Origin of the sequence: Algibacter lectus, from assembly GCF_900112395.1 — a bacterium.
Taxonomy (GTDB): domain Bacteria; phylum Bacteroidota; class Bacteroidia; order Flavobacteriales; family Flavobacteriaceae; genus Algibacter; species Algibacter lectus.
The window spans coordinates 723,091-741,457 of the sequence record NZ_FOLN01000001.1 but is presented as its reverse complement, the minus strand read 5'-3'; the positions used below and the strand labels follow the sequence as shown (position 1 = coordinate 741,457).

Annotated in this window: 11 protein-coding genes; 9 read left to right on the top strand and 2 right to left on the bottom strand. The window is 33.8% G+C overall.

Annotated elements, in window-relative coordinates; translation table 11 throughout:
• Window positions 1-2: 2 nt before the first annotated feature.
• The 4 genes from BM246_RS02575 to BM246_RS02560 all read left to right on the top strand — a co-directional run bounded on the left by BM246_RS02575 (window position 3) and on the right by BM246_RS02560 (window position 5,501).
• A complete protein-coding gene (locus BM246_RS02575) occupies window positions 3-1,586 on the top strand; it encodes a hypothetical protein (RefSeq protein WP_074935662.1) in 1,584 nt (527 codons plus the stop codon).
• A 92-nt stretch (window positions 1,587-1,678) separates the two neighbouring features.
• Entirely contained in the window at window positions 1,679-2,971 is a 1,293-nt protein-coding gene (locus BM246_RS02570) for an Ig-like domain-containing protein (RefSeq protein ID WP_074935661.1), read from the top strand.
• A 247-nt stretch (window positions 2,972-3,218) separates the two neighbouring features.
• Complete coding sequence (locus BM246_RS02565) at window positions 3,219-4,412, top strand: HYR domain-containing protein (protein ID WP_074935660.1); 1,194 nt, start codon at window positions 3,219-3,221, stop codon at window positions 4,410-4,412.
• 285 nt (window positions 4,413-4,697) lie between these two features.
• Window positions 4,698-5,501: a T9SS type A sorting domain-containing protein gene (locus tag BM246_RS02560; RefSeq protein WP_083415686.1), complete on the top strand. Its 804-nt coding sequence runs from the start codon at window positions 4,698-4,700 to the stop codon at window positions 5,499-5,501.
• A 90-nt stretch (window positions 5,502-5,591) separates the two neighbouring features.
• Here the strand turns inward: BM246_RS02560 and BM246_RS02555 are convergent, their stop codons facing one another.
• Together BM246_RS02555 and BM246_RS02550 are read right to left on the bottom strand one after the other, a co-directional pair.
• Window positions 5,592-8,159 carry a glycoside hydrolase family 2 TIM barrel-domain containing protein gene (locus BM246_RS02555; protein WP_231961806.1) on the bottom strand — a complete coding sequence of 856 codons (2,568 nt, stop codon included), beginning with the start codon at window positions 8,157-8,159 and terminating at the stop codon, window positions 5,592-5,594.
• 238 nt (window positions 8,160-8,397) lie between these two features.
• A complete protein-coding gene (locus BM246_RS02550) occupies window positions 8,398-9,267 on the bottom strand; it encodes an AraC family transcriptional regulator (protein ID WP_042504575.1) in 870 nt (289 codons plus the stop codon).
• Window positions 9,268-9,484: 217 nt separating this feature from the next.
• On the opposite strand from BM246_RS02550, the gene BM246_RS02545 reads away from it, so the two are divergent.
• Genes BM246_RS02545 through BM246_RS02525 form a run of 5 tightly spaced genes read left to right on the top strand, consistent with a single transcriptional unit; the run spans window position 9,485 to window position 18,305 of the window.
• On the top strand, window positions 9,485-12,727 hold the full coding sequence (locus BM246_RS02545) for a DUF1553 domain-containing protein (RefSeq protein ID WP_139221831.1): 3,243 nt from the start codon (window positions 9,485-9,487) through the stop codon (window positions 12,725-12,727).
• Window positions 12,728-12,758: 31 nt separating this feature from the next.
• The gene (locus tag BM246_RS02540) at window positions 12,759-14,273 is read left to right on the top strand and encodes a DUF1501 domain-containing protein (protein WP_074935657.1); all 1,515 of its coding nucleotides are present in this window, start codon (window positions 12,759-12,761) and stop codon (window positions 14,271-14,273) included.
• An 11-nt stretch (window positions 14,274-14,284) separates the two neighbouring features.
• The gene (locus BM246_RS02535) at window positions 14,285-15,391 is read left to right on the top strand and encodes a twin-arginine translocation signal domain-containing protein (RefSeq protein WP_074935656.1); all 1,107 of its coding nucleotides are present in this window, start codon (window positions 14,285-14,287) and stop codon (window positions 15,389-15,391) included.
• A gap of 20 nt (window positions 15,392-15,411) precedes the next feature.
• A complete protein-coding gene (locus tag BM246_RS02530; RefSeq protein WP_074935765.1) occupies window positions 15,412-16,806 on the top strand; it encodes a DUF2231 domain-containing protein in 1,395 nt (464 codons plus the stop codon).
• An 11-nt stretch (window positions 16,807-16,817) separates the two neighbouring features.
• Window positions 16,818-18,305, top strand: coding sequence for an alpha-L-fucosidase (locus BM246_RS02525; protein ID WP_074935655.1), 1,488 nt, complete (start codon window positions 16,818-16,820; stop codon window positions 18,303-18,305).
• The last annotated feature ends 62 nt before the right edge of the window (window positions 18,306-18,367 follow it).

Genomic DNA, 18,367 nt, shown 5'->3' with positions numbered 1-18,367 from the left:
TTATGAAAAATATAGGAATTTTTAAACTTATTCTCTTCATGGCACTTTTTGCAGTTGCTTGTGCTGAAGATGAATCGGTTAATTTAGTTGAACCAAGTCATAGAGCTATTGTTACTTCCGAAATGGATTTTGATAATACTATTAATGTTGGAGGTCATATCGATTTTGGCGATATTTCTCGTGGTGTGGAATCTAGAACATGGACCTTTCCAGAAACAGTTTCTAGAATATCTGGCACAGATGAAAACACATCTCCAAAAGATGTTGTAAAAGGTTTTTTCTATGAGCCAGGACAACATAATGTAACGTTACATCAGGTTTTTAAAGGCGATGTATATCCTAATGAAGATAGCACTGTACCTAATAATAGTAGAGAAATTGATACTACCATTGTAGTAACTGTACTTGGTGCAGTTGAGGCCTCTATAAAAGCACATTATATTAATGATGATGGAAGTACTGGAGCAGAATTAACTTTATCTGATAATGCTGAAAATGAAATTACGGCGAGTAAAGCAGTAAGATTATCTTATACAACAACAGGAGAACCTATTAGTTTTGTTTGGAATTTACCAGGAGCTAAACCAATACAGATAATGGATGCAGCTCCAGAAGTAGATGTAAAATACAGCAAGTTAGGATCTTGGGATTTACAATTTATTACTTCTAGAAGTAGACCAGGAGGTGCAGATACTATTAATGTGAAAAAATTCATTAAAGTAATACCTTCAACAGAACCTGTAACATTAGATCGCGTTTTCGAAAAAGAATCTCAAACTAAAATTGGTTTAGAATTTAGTAGAGAAATGGATTCGGAAACGGTAAATAAAAACAATTTTTCTGTTTCAATAGAAACCGCAGGAGGCGCTGTATTATCTCCAATAATACGTAGTGTTCTTGTAGATTCTGAAGAAGGCAATATTTTAGTTGTTGAATTGGATAATGAAATTATGTACAATGATGATGTTGTTAAAATATCATATACACCAGGAGATTTAGGAACGCTTGATGCTGTGGCATCCGAAGCATTTACAGACGCGGTTTTAACAGATTTTATAAAAGTGAATCTTTTTGACGATCCAAATTCAAACGTTGATAATTCATTCGAAACTTCAGAAGTTAGCAACTGGCCATATCTTTGGTGGGGTGCACCATGGGATGCATATAGCATGAGTTTCTCTTTTGATCAAGCTCATTCTGGATCAAAAAGTATGTACTTAGAGTTTGAGCCAAATGGAGGAATGATTATAGGAAATACAGATGCAGATGGTAACAACGTAACCTTTCCAACAGAAAAAGGATTTAAATATGAAATGGGTGCATGGATCTATGTTGTAGATTTAGGTACTCCAGTTACATCAAACCTTAGAATGTTTTGGAGACCTTCTACAGATTGGGGAGTTGCAGATAATCCTAATTTTAACGCTACAACTCCAATAGGTGAGTGGTTTTATACCTCTGTAACGGTTTCTTTTGCAGCAGATGGAAACGAGAGTTTTATGCTAAGAGGGCAAAATGTAAATTCTGAAACACTTAAGTTTTACATGGACGATTTAACACTGTATAAATTAACAAATAGACCTTAATAAATTGTTGAGTTAGTTTTTATAAAAAGGGGAGGCTGTGTTTTTAAGCGCTCCCTTTTTATTCGTTTAACTCATAATTAAATCAATAAAAAATGTTAGAAATAAGCTTTTTAAGTAAAAATATTAGTTTGCTAATCTTAGCGATAAGCTTAAGTTTGGGCAGCTGCAGTAATGATTCTAAAACAGAAGATCCAGCTGAAATTATAGATTATAAACCTACAGCAAATAATGATGAGTTAACTGTTGAAGAAGGTAGTACAGCAGGCACTGCTAATCAGGTAAATGTTTCCATAAATGATAATATTGGAAACGATGGAGGAGATGGAGATGATTATAACCTAGAAACTACCGCTAGTAATGGAGGTGTTACTGAGGTTAGTGATGGCGTTTTTGAATATATACCAAATGCAGATTTTAATGGTGATGATAGTTTTACTTATACCATTACAGATAAAGACGGAGATCAAGATACCGCAACGGTAAACATAATAGTTAATGATGTTGTTGATGGACCTACTGCAGAAGATTTTAACAATATAGACCCAACACAACCGTCTTTTACGTCTATAGATAACACAACACCAGATGGAAAAAAATGGGTTAAGTTAGAGAGTATGTCCGATGAGTTTGAGGCGTGGGATGGTAATAAGTGGTTTAAATCTACTTGGAATTATGGTATACCTGTTTTCATGACTTCTGCTGCTACCAACTCAGGAGTAACCGATGGTAATCTTTGGATAAAAGCAACATTAAACGAAAGTAATCCAGAAGATCGATGGTTTCAAACCGCTAGAATACATTCAAAAGCAGAGACCAGTTTCCCAATGTATACCGAGGCTAGAATAAAAGCCGCTCATATTTCAGCTTATAATACCTATTGGTTAAATAATGGCGATATTAATAATAGAGATGAAATTGATATTATTGAAAATAATTCTAAACCTTCTTGTTTAGGCTGTTCTCAGGCAGCAGATTTTCCTAATCAAATGAATTCGCAATATTTTCATGCAGATTCTAGTAAATCTCCTGTAACGATTAGAGATGAAGATAATTTCAAGCGTTCGGGCTTATCAGACACTAATCCGCTAAAAAATGTAAAATGGAATGAAGATTATCACACATTTGGAGTTTGGTGGAAAGATGCTAAACACATTCAGTTTTATTTAAACGGAGAACCAGCAGGAAGTGTTGAGGTTGGCGAAGATCGATCTGGAACAACATATACCGGTCGAGAATTTAGTAGAGATTTAGAAATTATTTTTGATTTATGGACAAATGAAGCTGTTTGGGTTGGTGGTCTTCCTCCTAAATCTGATTTAGCAGATAATACCATAAACACCATGAAAATTGATTGGGTTAGAACTTGGAAATTAGAAGACGAATAACACATTGATTACCGAATGTAAATGAAATAAAAAGTCTTTTTTTTTGAATATCATATTGGGCGTAATTGAAAATTTGAGTTTAAAACTTTAAAATTTCAATTACGCTCATTTTTTTTAATGATAATAGTGGTTTACCAAGGTTTAGTGATAAATTTTAATGATATAAAACCATTTGTTATAGTTTGAAATACATATGAAAAGTCGATTTTTTTAAATGAAGACTAAGTTTGTAGAATAAATAAATATTATGTTTCAAAAAATAGAAAAATATACGTTTTTAGCGCTAGCGTTATTTGTTATTACAGCATGTAGTAATAATGATTCTGATGAAAAAGAAGAAGTAATACCTATAGATACAACAAAGCCAACAATAACATGTGAATCTTCGATTTCGGTTTTTATTGATGCAGGAAAAAACGATGCCATTGTTAATTATACCGCACCTGTAGGTACTGATAATGTGCTAGGTGCCGTAACTGCGCAAACGGCTGGTTTAGCATCCGGATCATCATTTCCAATTGGTACAACAACAAACACTTTTGTTACTACCGACAAAGCAGGGAATACGGCTTCATGTAGTTTTGATGTTGTTGTTATGGAACCTTCTGGAGATAAGCCTTATGCTGTAGTAGATGGAGTTGAGGTGCCTAGCGGAAAAAAATGGGTAAAAGTAGAAGATATGTCGGACGAATTTGACGGTACTACTTTTGATGATAATAAATGGCATAGATATCCTTCATCAGATGGATTTAGTTGGATAGGAAGACCACCTGCATTATTTGAAGCAGATAACGTAACAGTAGCTAATGGTAATTTAAATATTACTGTTGAAAAATTTGACGCTCCAAAACGTGTTAATGGTATAGATTGGACTCACGGTGGAGCTATTGTGAGATCTAAAATTACAGCTAAACCAGGCTATTATTACGAATGTAAAATGCAAGCTAATAAAACAATAATGTCTTCTACATTTTGGATAGCTTTTAAACAAAACTGTAATACAGGACCTGTTAGAAAACTAGAGTTAGATATTCAAGAATGCGTTGGCCGACTTACAAATACGGCGGCTTGGGCTGATAATTTTGATCAAATATACGCATCGAATACATGGAGACACGAAAGAGATTGTGATACTGAAGTTACAGGATCTAAACAAAGTCCTGCCAAAACTATTTTAACCGAAAAAAATAACTCGAGATATTTTGTGTACGGTTGCTGGTGGAAATCACCAACGGAAATATTGTTTTATTTAGACGGAAAATTAAGTCATTCTATTACCAACCCTCCAGCAGATTTTGATTTAGAAGGCCATATTACCATGGCTATTGAAACCTACGATTGGAATCCAATTGATGCCAATACTATTTTTGATACAGGGTCTTTTGATGATTTAACAACAAAATATGATTGGGTAAGAACTTGGAAGTTAGAAGATCAATAAGAATATAAAAGTAAAAAAGATAAGTTTAAAAATATTTCCTAAGTATAAATTTAGTTAGTTTTAGTTAGTTTTTTTTAAGTAGAAAAGTCGTCTGAGTTGTTTCGGGCGACTTTTTGTTTTTTTGATGTTTTACATCTGAAACCAATGATAGTTCAATAATAGAACTACTTAGCCTCTAGATTAATAGAGTTTAAACATATGTGTTATTCTAAAAAACATATATACCACTGTAATCTCCTATAAATTAAGAGATTTGGTAATATATAAACTTAAATAACTTTTATTATGATTAAAAAATTACTCGTAACTTCTTGTTTAATAATGGGGAGTTTGGCTTACGGACAGTATGCAATGGACTTTGAAACTGGAACATTAACTCCAATTGTTAGGGGAGGTGCGGCAGCACAAGCCACTGCTGTTAATGCCTCTAACCCTTCAACATCAGGAATAAATTCTAGTGCAACAGCTTTTCAAATTACTTTAACAGATACAGCTCCGGCATGGAGATGGTTGGCTATTAATAATCCTGGAGGAACTTATGGAGCAACTGATGGAACTTGGTATAAATTTAAATTTTTATCTGCTAATGAAACAGCTGTAGATATACAATTAGAACCATGGTTTGGAGGCGTTAGGTATTTAACAAATACAGTTTCTCTTTCTGGTTTAACTGCAAATACTTGGTATGAGGTTGAATTTAATTTTGAAGACGCTTTAAGAGAATCAGATGGTTCTACAGCTGCTGGAGCTGAGCCAGGATATCTATCTAGATTAGATATTAAACTTAATGCTACAGGAACTTATGATGGTGATGTGTTTTACATTGATGATATTCAGCAAAATACCAATGTTACTTTAAGCACAGCAAAAACGGAAGCAATAAATCAGCTTGCAGTTTACCCAAACCCTACAAGAGGTGAATTAAATATTGTAAGCCCAGGTGTTACTATTAAAACTGTAGAGGTTTATAACGTAGTTGGTGCTTTGGTTGGTGCTTCTACTGATTTAACAAATTTTAAAAGCGGGGTTTACTTTCTAAAATTAAATACCGATGTAGGAAGCGTTACTAAAAGAATAGTTAAACAGTAAATATTTTATTAGTCACAAAAAAAACGAAAATCAACTTGATTTTCGTTTTTTTTTGTGACTAATTCTAATGTAATTAATAAGTTGAAAAGCTTATTTAATATTTACTTTTATAGAGCTAGAAGGTAAGCCTTCCGATGTTGCAATAACTTCAACATCACCCGCTTTGTCCATAGCTTGTATAATTAATAAAGTGGTTCCGTTATAGGTTGTATTCACGTTAGTTTGAAATTTTTGAACACTCTTTTTCCATCCATTATCAATTCCTAATAATTTGGCATTTCCTTTTATTTCATAAGTAATTTCTTTGTTATCCGTTTTAACAGGGTTACCGTTATCATCAGTTAATTGTACAATAATATGCGAAACATCATAATTGTTGGCGTTGATAGATTTTTCTTCTGTAGAAAGCTTTATTTGCGTTGCCTTTCTTGCTGTAATTATTTCAGAAGTTATTTCTTTTCTATCCTTATAGCCTTTTGCAACTAAATTACCATCAGCAAAAGGAACGCCCCATTTGTAAATGTGGTCTTCAAAATCTGATAATTTCTTTTTGCCAAGAGATTTTTCATTTAAAAACAATTCTATTTCATCACAGTTAGAATATATTTCTACAGATATCATTGCGTCTGTATTATAATTCCAATGTTCGTTTACGTCTTGCCATTCCCAAAGTGCATGCTTCCATTTTTCAGGGTTTTTAGCAGTGATTTTGCCGTTAGAATCTATTTTATTTAATGATTTTTCAATGTTTTGAGTAGCAATATAAAGGTGTGGTTCGTTAGTCCATAATGTTTTCATCATATGGTACGATCCTTTTTTGAATCCAGCAGTATTTAATAAACCAGAAGGTTGAACACGAACAGGCCAAGGCGATCTAATTTCACCCATATAATCTATACCAGTCCATAAAAATGTTCCAGAAATATGAGGGCGTTCCATAATGGCTTTCCACTCGTGGTATTGTGCTAAATTTTCGGTACCCATTATAGGTTTATCTGGGTAGTTTTTATGACCATAATCGTATAACACACGTCTGTAACTATAGCCAATAACATCTAAAGCATCGGCATACCCAGATAAATGGCTAGCAGAAGGTAAAATAAAGTTTGCTGTAACAGGACGTGTTGTATCTAGAGCTTTAGTCCATTTTGAAAGTTTTTGCGCTGTTTCGCCAATATCATATTTTCCTCTAGGTAAGGTTTCTAGTTGATGCTTAATTTCTTCAACAGAATATGGAGGTTCATCCCAAAAATAGTTTCCATTCCAGTTCATATTGTTAAAAAATCCTGTAGCCGCTGCATTTCTTGGGTAGGTCCATTCTATTTCGTTTCCAATACTCCATTGAAAAATAGAAGGATGATTTCTATGGCTTAACATAACAGCCTCTAGATCTTTATGAGCCCATTTTTGAAAATGCTCACCATAACCACGGGTAATATAATCGGTGCTTTTAGATTCGTTTTGGTTTAGGCGTTTGTCTTTTGGGTTATCCCATTCATCAAAAAATTCATCTTGAACTAAAAAGCCCATTTCATCACAAAGGTCTAAAAGTTCTGTTGATGCTGGATTATGCGAAATTCTAATGGCATTACAACCTCCATCTTTCAAAATTTGCAGTCTGCGTTTCCAAACACCTTTTGGCACTGCGGTACCAACAAGACCAGCATCGTGGTGTAAACAAACACCTTTGATTTTCATGTTTTGGCTATTTAAAAAGAAGCCTTTATTTGTGTCAAATTTTATAGTTCTAATTCCAAAATCAGTTTCGTAAGTATTAATATCCTGGTCCTCTTTTATAATGGTCGTTATGGCTTTGTAAAGATTCGGGTTGTCAATATCCCATAACGATGGATTAGCTATTTCAATATTTTGAATAATATCTTTTAAACTATTCGCTGCAAGACTTAAGTTGCTGCTAGTCGAGGCAACTTCTATATTGTTTTGATTAACAATACTTGTTTTTACGACAACATGTTCTTCCGAAGAAAAATCGTTTTTTACTGAAACTATTATTTGTGCTGTTGCTTTTTCAGTTGAAACTTCTGGTGTGGTAACAAATGTTCCCCAAACCGGAACGTGTATTTTGTTAGCCGTAACAAGCTGTACATTTCTGTAAATACCAGCACCTGTGTACCAACGACTATCGGCATATCTAGTATGATCAATTTTTACGGTTAGCACGTTGTTCTTTCCGTTTTTATTTAAATACGAACTTAAATTAAAATAAAAAGGAGAGTAGCCATAAGGGTGGAATCCTAATTTTTTACCATTAATCCAAACTTCAGAATTGTTGTAAACCCCATCAAAAAGAACATAGGTAACTTCGTTTTCATTGAAAGGTTTATCAAAGGTTTTTCTATAATAACCATAACCTTTACTTGCTAAGTAACCGGTTGCTTTGGCATCATTAGCTAATAAAGAATCGAATTTACTTTCTACAGCCCAATCATGTGGTAAATTTAGTGTTCTCCAATTTTCATCATTAAATTCTAGATCGCTGGCTAGAGAAATACTATCGTTTGATAATTTAAATTTCCAATCAAAATTAAAATCTTTAATATGTTCTGTAACAATTTTGTTGTCTTCTGCGGGTTTGCAATTAAATAAGGCTATACTTATAAAAAAGCATAGCATGGGTTTTAGATTTTTTAAATTCATTTTTAGTTTATTTGGTTTTAGTGATTTTTATTTGAATTCCATTAAGCCAAACAATACAATATTGAAGGCCGTTTTTTTTTTAGTAGATTTATATTTTTAAAACTTAATTAGAGCAAATTAAATATTGCATTTATAGAGCTACTTTTAAAATTTAAAAGTAAAGTTGTTACTTAGGTTGATACATAATAAATGTATTGTTTTATAACACATTTGATTAATGGAATAATTATAGTATTGATTATATGGTGACTTGCTCTTTTCTAAAAGCAGCGGGTGTTTTTTTAGTATGTTTTTTAAAGGTTCTAGAAAAGTATGCTAAGTTTTCAAATCCTACTTTTTGAGCAATTTCTTTAAGAGAACTAGTTGTGGTTAATAACAGTAATTGCGCGCGTTCTATCCTTTTGGATTGTATATATTTATTAGGTCTAATGCCATGAGTTTTATAGAAAAGTCTTGAGAAATAATCTGTACTATAATGGCACTTGTTAGCCAATTCGTCTATAGTTATTGGTGCATGTAGATTTTCATTAATATAGTTCTGTATTAGGTATATAGCTTTATTTGGGGTAACGTGGTCTTTATTGATTTTGTGGTTGGTTATAAATTTGGATAACAAAGTGGTCAAAATCCCTTGGGTTTCCAGTAACTCTTTGGCGTTTAACGTATCGTTTTGCTTAATAAAATCTTGCAAAGTTGGTCGATTGTCGTATGTTTTTGGGTTACTGTTTTTTATTTTTCTGTTATTATTTAATTCTACGAGCCGCTGAAAATAGTAAAGACAGTTTTGATCTGCTTCAATTTCATATTCAAAATCTTTTATTCCATATATAGAAAGTCCGTTACTAATATCTTCTAAAAAACTTATATAGTATTGTTCGTGGTAGTCTTCACAGGTATATCGAGCATAAGTGTAACTTGGTACGAGATAAATATGGTTTGGTTTTAAATCAAAAACCTTATTACTGTGGTAAACTTTTGCTGAGCCTTTTGTGATATAGTACATGCGAGTAAACGGACTAATCACGTTATCAAAATCCCATAGAGCATTTAATTTGGCATAACCGGTATTAAGTAATGTTAATCTTAAAGACTGAAAAATTTCTAACATTTTTTTTGATTAGTTTGATTACTGATTTTTTTAAAGAGACTGTTTTCAAAATTACACCAATTCACTCATAAAACTACAAATAAAAGGTGTGTTTTATACTTGACAATAACTGAACATGTCGGAAATGTGTATTTTTAGGGCTGATTTATACAGTTTTAACGGAATTGTAAAAATTATCTTTGAAAGATCAACTAACTATAATTTTATGTTCAAAGGTATGAGTTTTTACACCCTGATTCTAGGGGTGTTATTTATGTTTTCGTGTGGCGGACCAGATTTGCCAGAAGCTGTTTATGTAGCTTATAAAGAGCTACCAAAAAGCATAGATTTTAATCAGCATGTTAAACCTATTTTGTCGGATAAATGTTATTTGTGCCATGGGCCAGATGCAGGTAATATTAAAGGTGGTTTACAATTGCATACAGCAGATGTAGCCTATGCCGAGTTGCCAGAATCGCCAGGTAAAGTAGCTATTACACCAGGGGATTTAGAAAAAAGTGAATTTTTTCATCGTATTATTTCGGATGATCCAGATTTAATTATGCCCGAGCCCGGATCTCATCTTACTTTAACCAATTATGAAAAAGCAGTTCTTATTAAATGGATTGAAGAAGGAGCAGAGTATAAAGAACATTGGGCCTTTTTAAAACCCGAAAAACCAGAAATACCTAAGGTAAAGCAAACTGAATTTGTTTCAAATACCATTGATAATTTTGTTGTTAAGCAATTAGAGAACTTAAAATTATCACCTTCAGAAAAAGCGGATAAAGAAATTTTATTACGTCGTGCTTCTTTCGATTTAACTGGGTTACCTCCAACTTTAGAAGAATTAGATGCTTTTGTAAAAGATACATCGCCAAATGCTTTTGAGAAACAAATAGACCGTCTTTTAGCATCGCCTCATTATGGTGAACACATGACTTTGGATTGGATGGATCTTTCGCGTTACGCAGATACACATGGGTATAGTAATGATAGATATCGAGATACTTCGCCTTGGAGAGATTGGGTTATTGAAGCTTTTAATAAAAACATGCCTTATGATGAGTTTGTTACCTGGCAATTAGCAGGCGATATGTTCGAAAATGCGACACGAGAGCAAAAATTAGCAACAACATTTAATAGATTACACCCTCAAAATCTTGAAGGAGGTATTATTGATGAAGAGTTTAGATCGGAATATGTAGCAGATAGAACCGCAACTGTTAGTCAAGGTTTGTTAGGTTTATCTTATGCTTGTGCTAAATGTCATGACCATAAATACGACCCGATTTCTCAGAAAAACTACTTCGAAATGTACAGTTTTTTCAATAATGTAGACGAAACGGGATTAATTCCGTGGGATTTGGCAACACCAGTGCCTGCAATGATGCTTCCTACTAGAGAACAAGAAGAGGTTTTAGCCTACTTAGAAACTTTAGTAGACGATTCCGAAGAAAAAGTAAAAACAACAACTAGTAAAGAAAAGCCTAAAGCCGAAAAATGGATTGCTAGTAATCAATTCAAAAAAATACCATCAAAAAAGCAACCTAATGGCTTAGTTGCTGCATTTAATTTTGATAATGAAAAACTTATCAATTTAGCAGGTGGTAATGGGCAGAATAAAATAAGAATGCGTCAGCAATTTGTTGATAACGAAAAGGCTATTTATAAAAAAGGAGCAAGTGGTAAAGGTCTTTTTATGAATGGTGATACTTGGTTGGATTTAGATAACATTGGTATTTTCCAAAGAAGTCAACCTTTTAGTATTGGCATTCAGGTTTACATTCCTAAAGACTTAGAAACAGGCGTGATTTTTCATAAAATGAATAGTCCGGAACTGCATAGTTTTAGAGGGTATCACTTAAAAATTAAGGATAATAAAATAGAAGCCTTATTAGCGCATGTATATCCAGATAATGCTATTGTTGTAGAGTCGCTTAACGATGTGCCAAAAGAAAAATGGGTGCAATTAACCATGACTTATGATGGTTCTAGTAAAGCAAATGGCGTGTCTATATTTATGGATGGTGAAAAATTACAAACTAAAACTGTGTTTGATAATTTATATAAAGACATTGTTTTTCATGGCTTAAGATTATATGGTAAGGATAGTCCGCGTCTAGAACCTGGTTTACGTATTGGAGCAGTTTGGAGAGGAAAAGGAATTAAAGATGCTACTATTGATGACCTTATGGTATTCAATAAAGAATTAACAGAAATTGAAGTTTTACAAATTGCAAACCCTGATAATTTAGATAAAATTAAGCAAAAGGAATTAGCGGATTTAAATGAAACTGAAAAAGAAAAATTAGCTGAGTATTATTTAGCTAATAATTCTGAAGCTTATAGTTCTGCGCTTAAAGATTTAGAACAAAAGCGTTTGGTGTTAGCAGATAGTATAGATCCTATTAAGCAAATTATGGTGATGAAGGAGAGTAAGCTTAATAGACAAACTTATATTCTAGATAGAGGTAATTATGATTCTCCTACGGATAGTGTTTTTCCAAATGCTCCCGAAGATATATTTCCTATGACGGAAGATATGCCTAAAAATAGATTGGGGCTTGCAAAATGGATTACGCATAAAGATAATCCGTTAACAGCTCGAGTAACAGTAAACAGATATTGGCAAAATATCTTTGGTAGAGGACTTGTAAAAACGTCAGAAGATTTTGGAAACCAAGGTGAGTTACCAAGTCACCCAGCATTATTAGATTGGTTGGCTATTCAATTTATTGAATCGGGTTGGGATGTAAAAGCTTTGCATAAAACCATAATGATGTCTAGCACCTATCAACAAAGCTCTGTTATTACTGAAGCACTTTTAGCTGTAGATGGAGAAAATAAATGGTTAGCACGAGGCCCATCAACCAGATTATCTGGAGAAATGCTTCGTGATAATGCCTTATATGCTTCAGGTTTATTAAACACCAAAATAGGAGGGGAAAGCGTAAGGCCATACCAACCAAAAGGTTTATGGAAAGTAAACGGTGATACTTATGTGCAAGATGGAGAAGAAGGTTTGTATAGGCGAAGTATGTATACTATTTGGAAGCGTACCGTACCAAACCCAACAATTTCAATTTTCGATGCACCAACAAGAGATTTGTGTACTACTCGTAGGCAAAAAACAAATACACCACTTCAAGCTTTGGTAATTTTAAACGATCCTACTTACATAGAAGCTTCTAGAGTTTTAGGAAAACAAATTACAGAAGCCGATGATTTAAAAACGGGAATTACCAGTGCTTTTAAGAGGTTAACGGGACGCCAGATCAGCAATGAAGAATTAGATTTATTAACTGCTTTGCAAAAAGAGGAATTTAAAAAATTTGATGCTAATCTAGAGAAGGCAAAAGGATGGCTCCAAACTGGTGCTTTTGAAATCGCTGAAACAGATAATAAAGCCCTTATTGCGGCAAATGCGGTTGTAGCAAGTACTATTATGAATGCTGATGCTAGCATAACCAAAAGATAAAAAGCTAAACTCTAAATAAAGAAAAGACATTATGTGTAACGATCACCACAATAAACTAACATCTAACAATAGAGATTTACAAAAAATTGAACGGCAAATAGACCGAAGACATTTTTTAAAGAAAACCTCTTTAGGTCTAGGTGCCATAGCGCTAAGTAGCTTACTTGGGGCAGAAAAAATGTTTGGTGCTACAGGCAGCAAAACTAAGGAAGATATAATTCTAGAGAACTACAATAAAAACAGACTGGGCTTACCACACCATCTCCCTAAAGCAAAACGTATAATTTACTTATTTCAAAGTGGTGGACCTTCGCAAATGGATTTATTCGATTATAAACCAAAGTTGGTCGATATGTTTGGTAAAGAATTGCCAGAGTCTATTATTGGCGGGCAACGTTTAACAGGGATGAGTGGCAGCCAAAGTACCTTGCCAATTGCGCCGTCTACATTCAATTTTAAACAATACGGAAAATCTAAAGCGTGGGTAAGTGATGCCATGCCTTATTTATCTGAAGTTGTTGACGATTTATGTTTTATGAAAGGCATGCAAACCGATCAAATTAACCACACACCGGCTATAACCTTTATGCAAACTGGGCATCAATTACCAGGTAGACCATCAATTGGTTCTTGGTTAAGCTATGGTTTAGGATCCGATAATGAAAACCTTCCAACGTTTATAACATTAGTTTCAAAAAATGGAAAAGGGCAACCTCTAAAATCGAGTTTGTGGGGTAATGGTTTTTTACCAACAGAACATCAAGGTGTACAATTTAGATCTGGTAAAGATCCGGTATTGTATTTAAGCGATCCTGAAAATTACGATGGTAACGATAGAAGACACATGTTGGATTATTTAGGAGGTTTAAATGATATTCAAAATGATGCTTACGGAGATCCTGAAATTCAGGCAAGAATGTCTCAGTACGAAATGGCATTTAAAATGCAAACTTCTGTTCCGGAAGTAGCCGATTTATCTGATGAGCCAGATCATATTTTTGAATTATACGGTAAAGATAGTAGAGACCCTGGAACCTATGCTGCAAACTGTTTAATGGCGAGAAAACTATTAGAAAAAGGAGTGAAATTTGTTCAATTATATCACCAAGGGTGGGACCAGCATAATAACTGTCCAGGTGGCTTAAAGCATCAATGTAAAAAAACAGATCAAGGTACAGCAGCTTTAATAAAAGATTTAAAGCAACGTGGTATGCTAGATGATACCCTTGTAATTTGGGGAGGCGAATTTGGAAGAACGGTTTATTCTCAAGGTCAATTAACAAAGGAAAATCACGGAAGAGATCATCATCCAAAAGCATTTACAATGTGGATGGCTGGAGCAGGTGTTAAGCCCGGGTTTTCTTATGGGGAAACAGACGATTTTAGTTACAATGTGATAAAGGATCCTTTACATGTACATGATTTTCATGCAACACTAATGCATCTAGTTGGTGTAGATCACGAGCGTTTAACCTTTAAACATCAAGGGCGCCGATATCGATTAACAGATGTTCATGGTCATGTTGTAAAAGATTTATTAACCTAATCCTAAAAGTTATGTCATCAAGAAGAAATTTTATAAAAAAAACAGGTTTAGCTGGGGCTGCTTTAACAGCTATGCCGTCATTTGGATTTCATATTATGAGAAAACCAAAGGGCAAAGAAGTTATTTTAGGTCATGGCGATTATCAATATAAATTAATAAAAGATTGGGCTAAAATGAGCTCCATTGAAACACCTTTGCTTAACTGCCACGAAATGCAAATGGACAGTAAAGGCCGATTAGTTATGATTGGAGATCATCCAAAAAATAACGTAATCATTTTCGATAAATCTGGGAATGTAATAGATTCTTGGGGAACGGCTTATCCGGGTGGACATGGTTTAACGATATCAGACGAAGGTGGAGAAGAGTTCTTGTTTTTGGCCGATTCTGGTTGGTTTTTAAACAAACAAGGAGGCTGGACAAAACATAATGGTCGTATTAGTAAAACCACAATGGATGGTCGTGTTGTTTTCGATATCGGTCATCCAATTACTATAGGTATTTATAAACCAGGAGAATCTTTTTGTCCTACAGAAACAGCTATTGGGCCTAATGGCGATATTTATGTGGCCGATGGTTATGGTATGAGTAGAATTATTCAATATGATTATAACGGCAGATACATAAGACATTGGGGAGGAAGTGATAATCCTGATAAAAATTACCAAATAATGAGTGCTCACGGCGTAGCTATAGATTATAGAGAAAAAGGCAACCCAATGGTTGTTGTAACCTCTAGAAATCAAGCTAGTTTTAAATGGTTTACGCTAGATGGTAAGTATATTAAAACATTACACTTACCGAATATGCAAGTTTGCAGACCGGTGTTTGATGATACTAATTTATATGCTGGTGTTTGTTGGTCTCAGCCCGAAGTAGGAAAAACAGATTGGACACAACCAACAGGATTTGTTACTATTTTAGAAGGTGATAAGGTGGTTTCAAACCCAGGAGCAACAGCACCTATTTATGTAAATGGAGAACTTCAAAAATCGTATCAATTAACCGATAGACCAATTTCTCACGGTCATGATGTTTGTGTCGATAATGATAAAAACTTATATATCTGCCAATGGAGAGCAGACAAAACACCTCCTTTAAAATTAGAACGCATTTAAAAAATATAAAGAAAAGATATATGGATAATAGTGTTCCAGATTTTGTATTGTTTTTAGGTAGATTTCACCCACTTGTAGTGCATTTGCCTATCGGTTTTTTGTTTTTTGCTTTTGTATTGGAGGTTTTTAGTCGATGGAAAAAAAATCCAATGTTAACTACAGGTATTCCTTTGGCATTGCTTTTAGGCGCAATAAGTGGTGCAGTCGCTTGTGTTCTAGGATATATGCTATCTTTAAGTGGCGATTATGAAGCAGACGCGTTGGATACGCACTTTTGGTTTGGTATAGCAACTACGGCAATTGCTTTTTTAGCATGGTTAATTCGAATAGAAAAGATAAAAATAGCCAAATTAAATCGTTTGCAACCTAATATTTCATCACTAACCTTATTGGTTATTCTATTAAGTGTTACAGGTCATTATGGAGGTAACTTAACACATGGAAGTGATTATTTATTAAAATATTCCCCTTTCGGGAAAGAAGAAAAAACAGAACTTGTAGCTGTAACAAAGTTAGAAGATGCTCAGGTTTTTAATCATTTGGTAGGTCCTATTTTAGATAATAAATGTGCTAGTTGCCATAATGAAAGTAAGAAAAAAGGAAGTTTATCTTTTCACGATTCTACAGCGATTTTAAAAGGAGGGAAAAACGGTAAAATATTAATTTCAGGAAATGCCTCGGAATCGGAAATGATTAAGCGTGTACTTTTAGAACCGCATCACGATGATTTTATGCCGCCAGAAGGAAAAACACCTTTAACAGAAGAAGAAATAGCCATATTAACCTATTGGATAGATAACGCAAAAGGAAATTTTGATGCTACAGTTGCAAACGTTGAAACTCCAGAAGATATTTCGGGTATTGCAAGCACTATGTTAGGTTTGTCTAGTTCAGTAGTAAAAGGAGCAGATATTGCTTTACCAACAGTAAGTGTGGTAACAGCTAATCAAATTGTAGACCTTGAAAAAGAAGGGTTTACTTTAAGAGAACTCGTTTTCGATTCAGGTTTGTATGAGGTTGTTTTGGCTCCAAATACAGTGGTTAAAGGTGATGGTCAAGCGGCTTTAAAGAAACTTGAGAAATTACTTACCATAAAAGAGAATATTATTTGGTTATCTTTAGAGGATAATCAATTAACAGATGAAAGCTTGAAAATAGTTGGTCAATTACCTAACATTCAAAAGCTGAAATTAAATAAAAATCCTTTGTCAGATACTGCTATTACTGAATTAGTTAATTTAAAAAGTTTAACGAGTTTAAATCTATACGGTACTCAAGTAACCTCAAAAAGTTTACAAACTATTGCAAAGATAACGAGTTTAAAGCATGTATACGTTTGGAAAACTAACATTAAACAAGAGGATATAGATGAAATGGCATTAAACGATTATCCTGAAGTTATTTTAGGATTATAAAAACAACTTTTATGAACAAAAGCATATTTATAAAAAGCATAATTTTTCTTTTGTTATTATCATGTTCCTCTAAAAAAGGTTCAAAAGCAAAAGAATTACGTACACCAAAATATACAGCAGATTGGGAATCATTGCAGAAATATGAAGTTCCAGAATGGTATAAAGATTTAAAATTTGGTATTTATTTTCATTGGGGACCATATTCTGTACCGGCATATAAAAATGAGTGGTATTCTATTTGGATGTATAAAGAAGGGCATGATATAAATAAGTATCATAAGGAAACCTATGGGAATTTGGATACATTTGGATACAAGGATTTTATACCCATGTTTAAAGCTGAAAAATTCGATGCTGATGTTTGGGCCGATTTATTCGTAAAAGCAGGTGCGCAATTTGCAGGGCCTATTGCAGAACATGCCGATGGTTTTGCCATGTGGGATAGTGATTTAACAGAATGGGATGCTAAAGATATGGGCCCAAAAATAGATGTTGTTGGCGAAATGGAAAAAGCAATAAAAGCTAGAGGTTTAAAATTTATTACCACTTATCATCGTCATTGGTTATATTCATGGTATCCTACCTGGGATGAAAATACTGATGCTTCTAATCCGCTTTATGAAGGTCTTTATGGACCAAAAGTTCCGGAGGGCACTTTTGTTATGGCAAACAAATCAACAAATCCTTTACCAGATGATAAATTTAATCAAGAATGGTTGGATAGGTTGACCGAATTAACAACCAAATACGATCCGGATATTGTTTGGTTTGATAATAAAATGGATATTATAGGTGAAGACTATAGAAAACAATTTTTAGCCAATTTTTATAATCAAGGACTAGCTAAAGGTAAAGATGTTGTGGTTACTTATAAGTTTACAGATTTAGCGGTAGGATCGGCAGTTTTAGATTTAGAACGTTCTAGAATGAGTGAAAAGAAAGACTTCACTTGGTTAACAGATGATTCTATAGATTGGAATGCTTGGAGTAATATTCAGAATCCGGCTTATAAATCAACCAACAGATTAATCGATTTTTTAGTCGATGTTGTAAGCAAAAATGGAGCCGTTCTATTAAATATAACACCTACTGCAGAAGGTGTTATTCCAGAAGAAGTTGAAAAGCGACTATTACAGATGGGCGAATGGTTAACCGTTAATGGAGAAGCTATTTACGGAACTCGACCATGGAAAATTTATGGGGAAGGCCCTGCTGAAGTGATTGAAGGTCATTTAAGCGAACATAAAAATAAAGACAATACAGCAAAAGATATTCGGTTCACTACAAAAGGAGAAACCTTATATGCTACAGTTTTAGATTGGTCTACAGAACCTATTCACATTAAATCATTATCTAATAAAGATCAAACCATTAAGAGTATTGAACTTTTAGGTAGTGATGAAACCATCATTTGGGAACAAACTAGCAGCGCATTAATCATGCAACCATCAAAAGTAAAAATTGGTGATTATGCTTTTGTTTATAAAATAAACTTCTAACAACATTTACTCCTCAGTTCTACATGGGTTTTTATCGAAAACCCGTGTTTGTTGGCTTTACA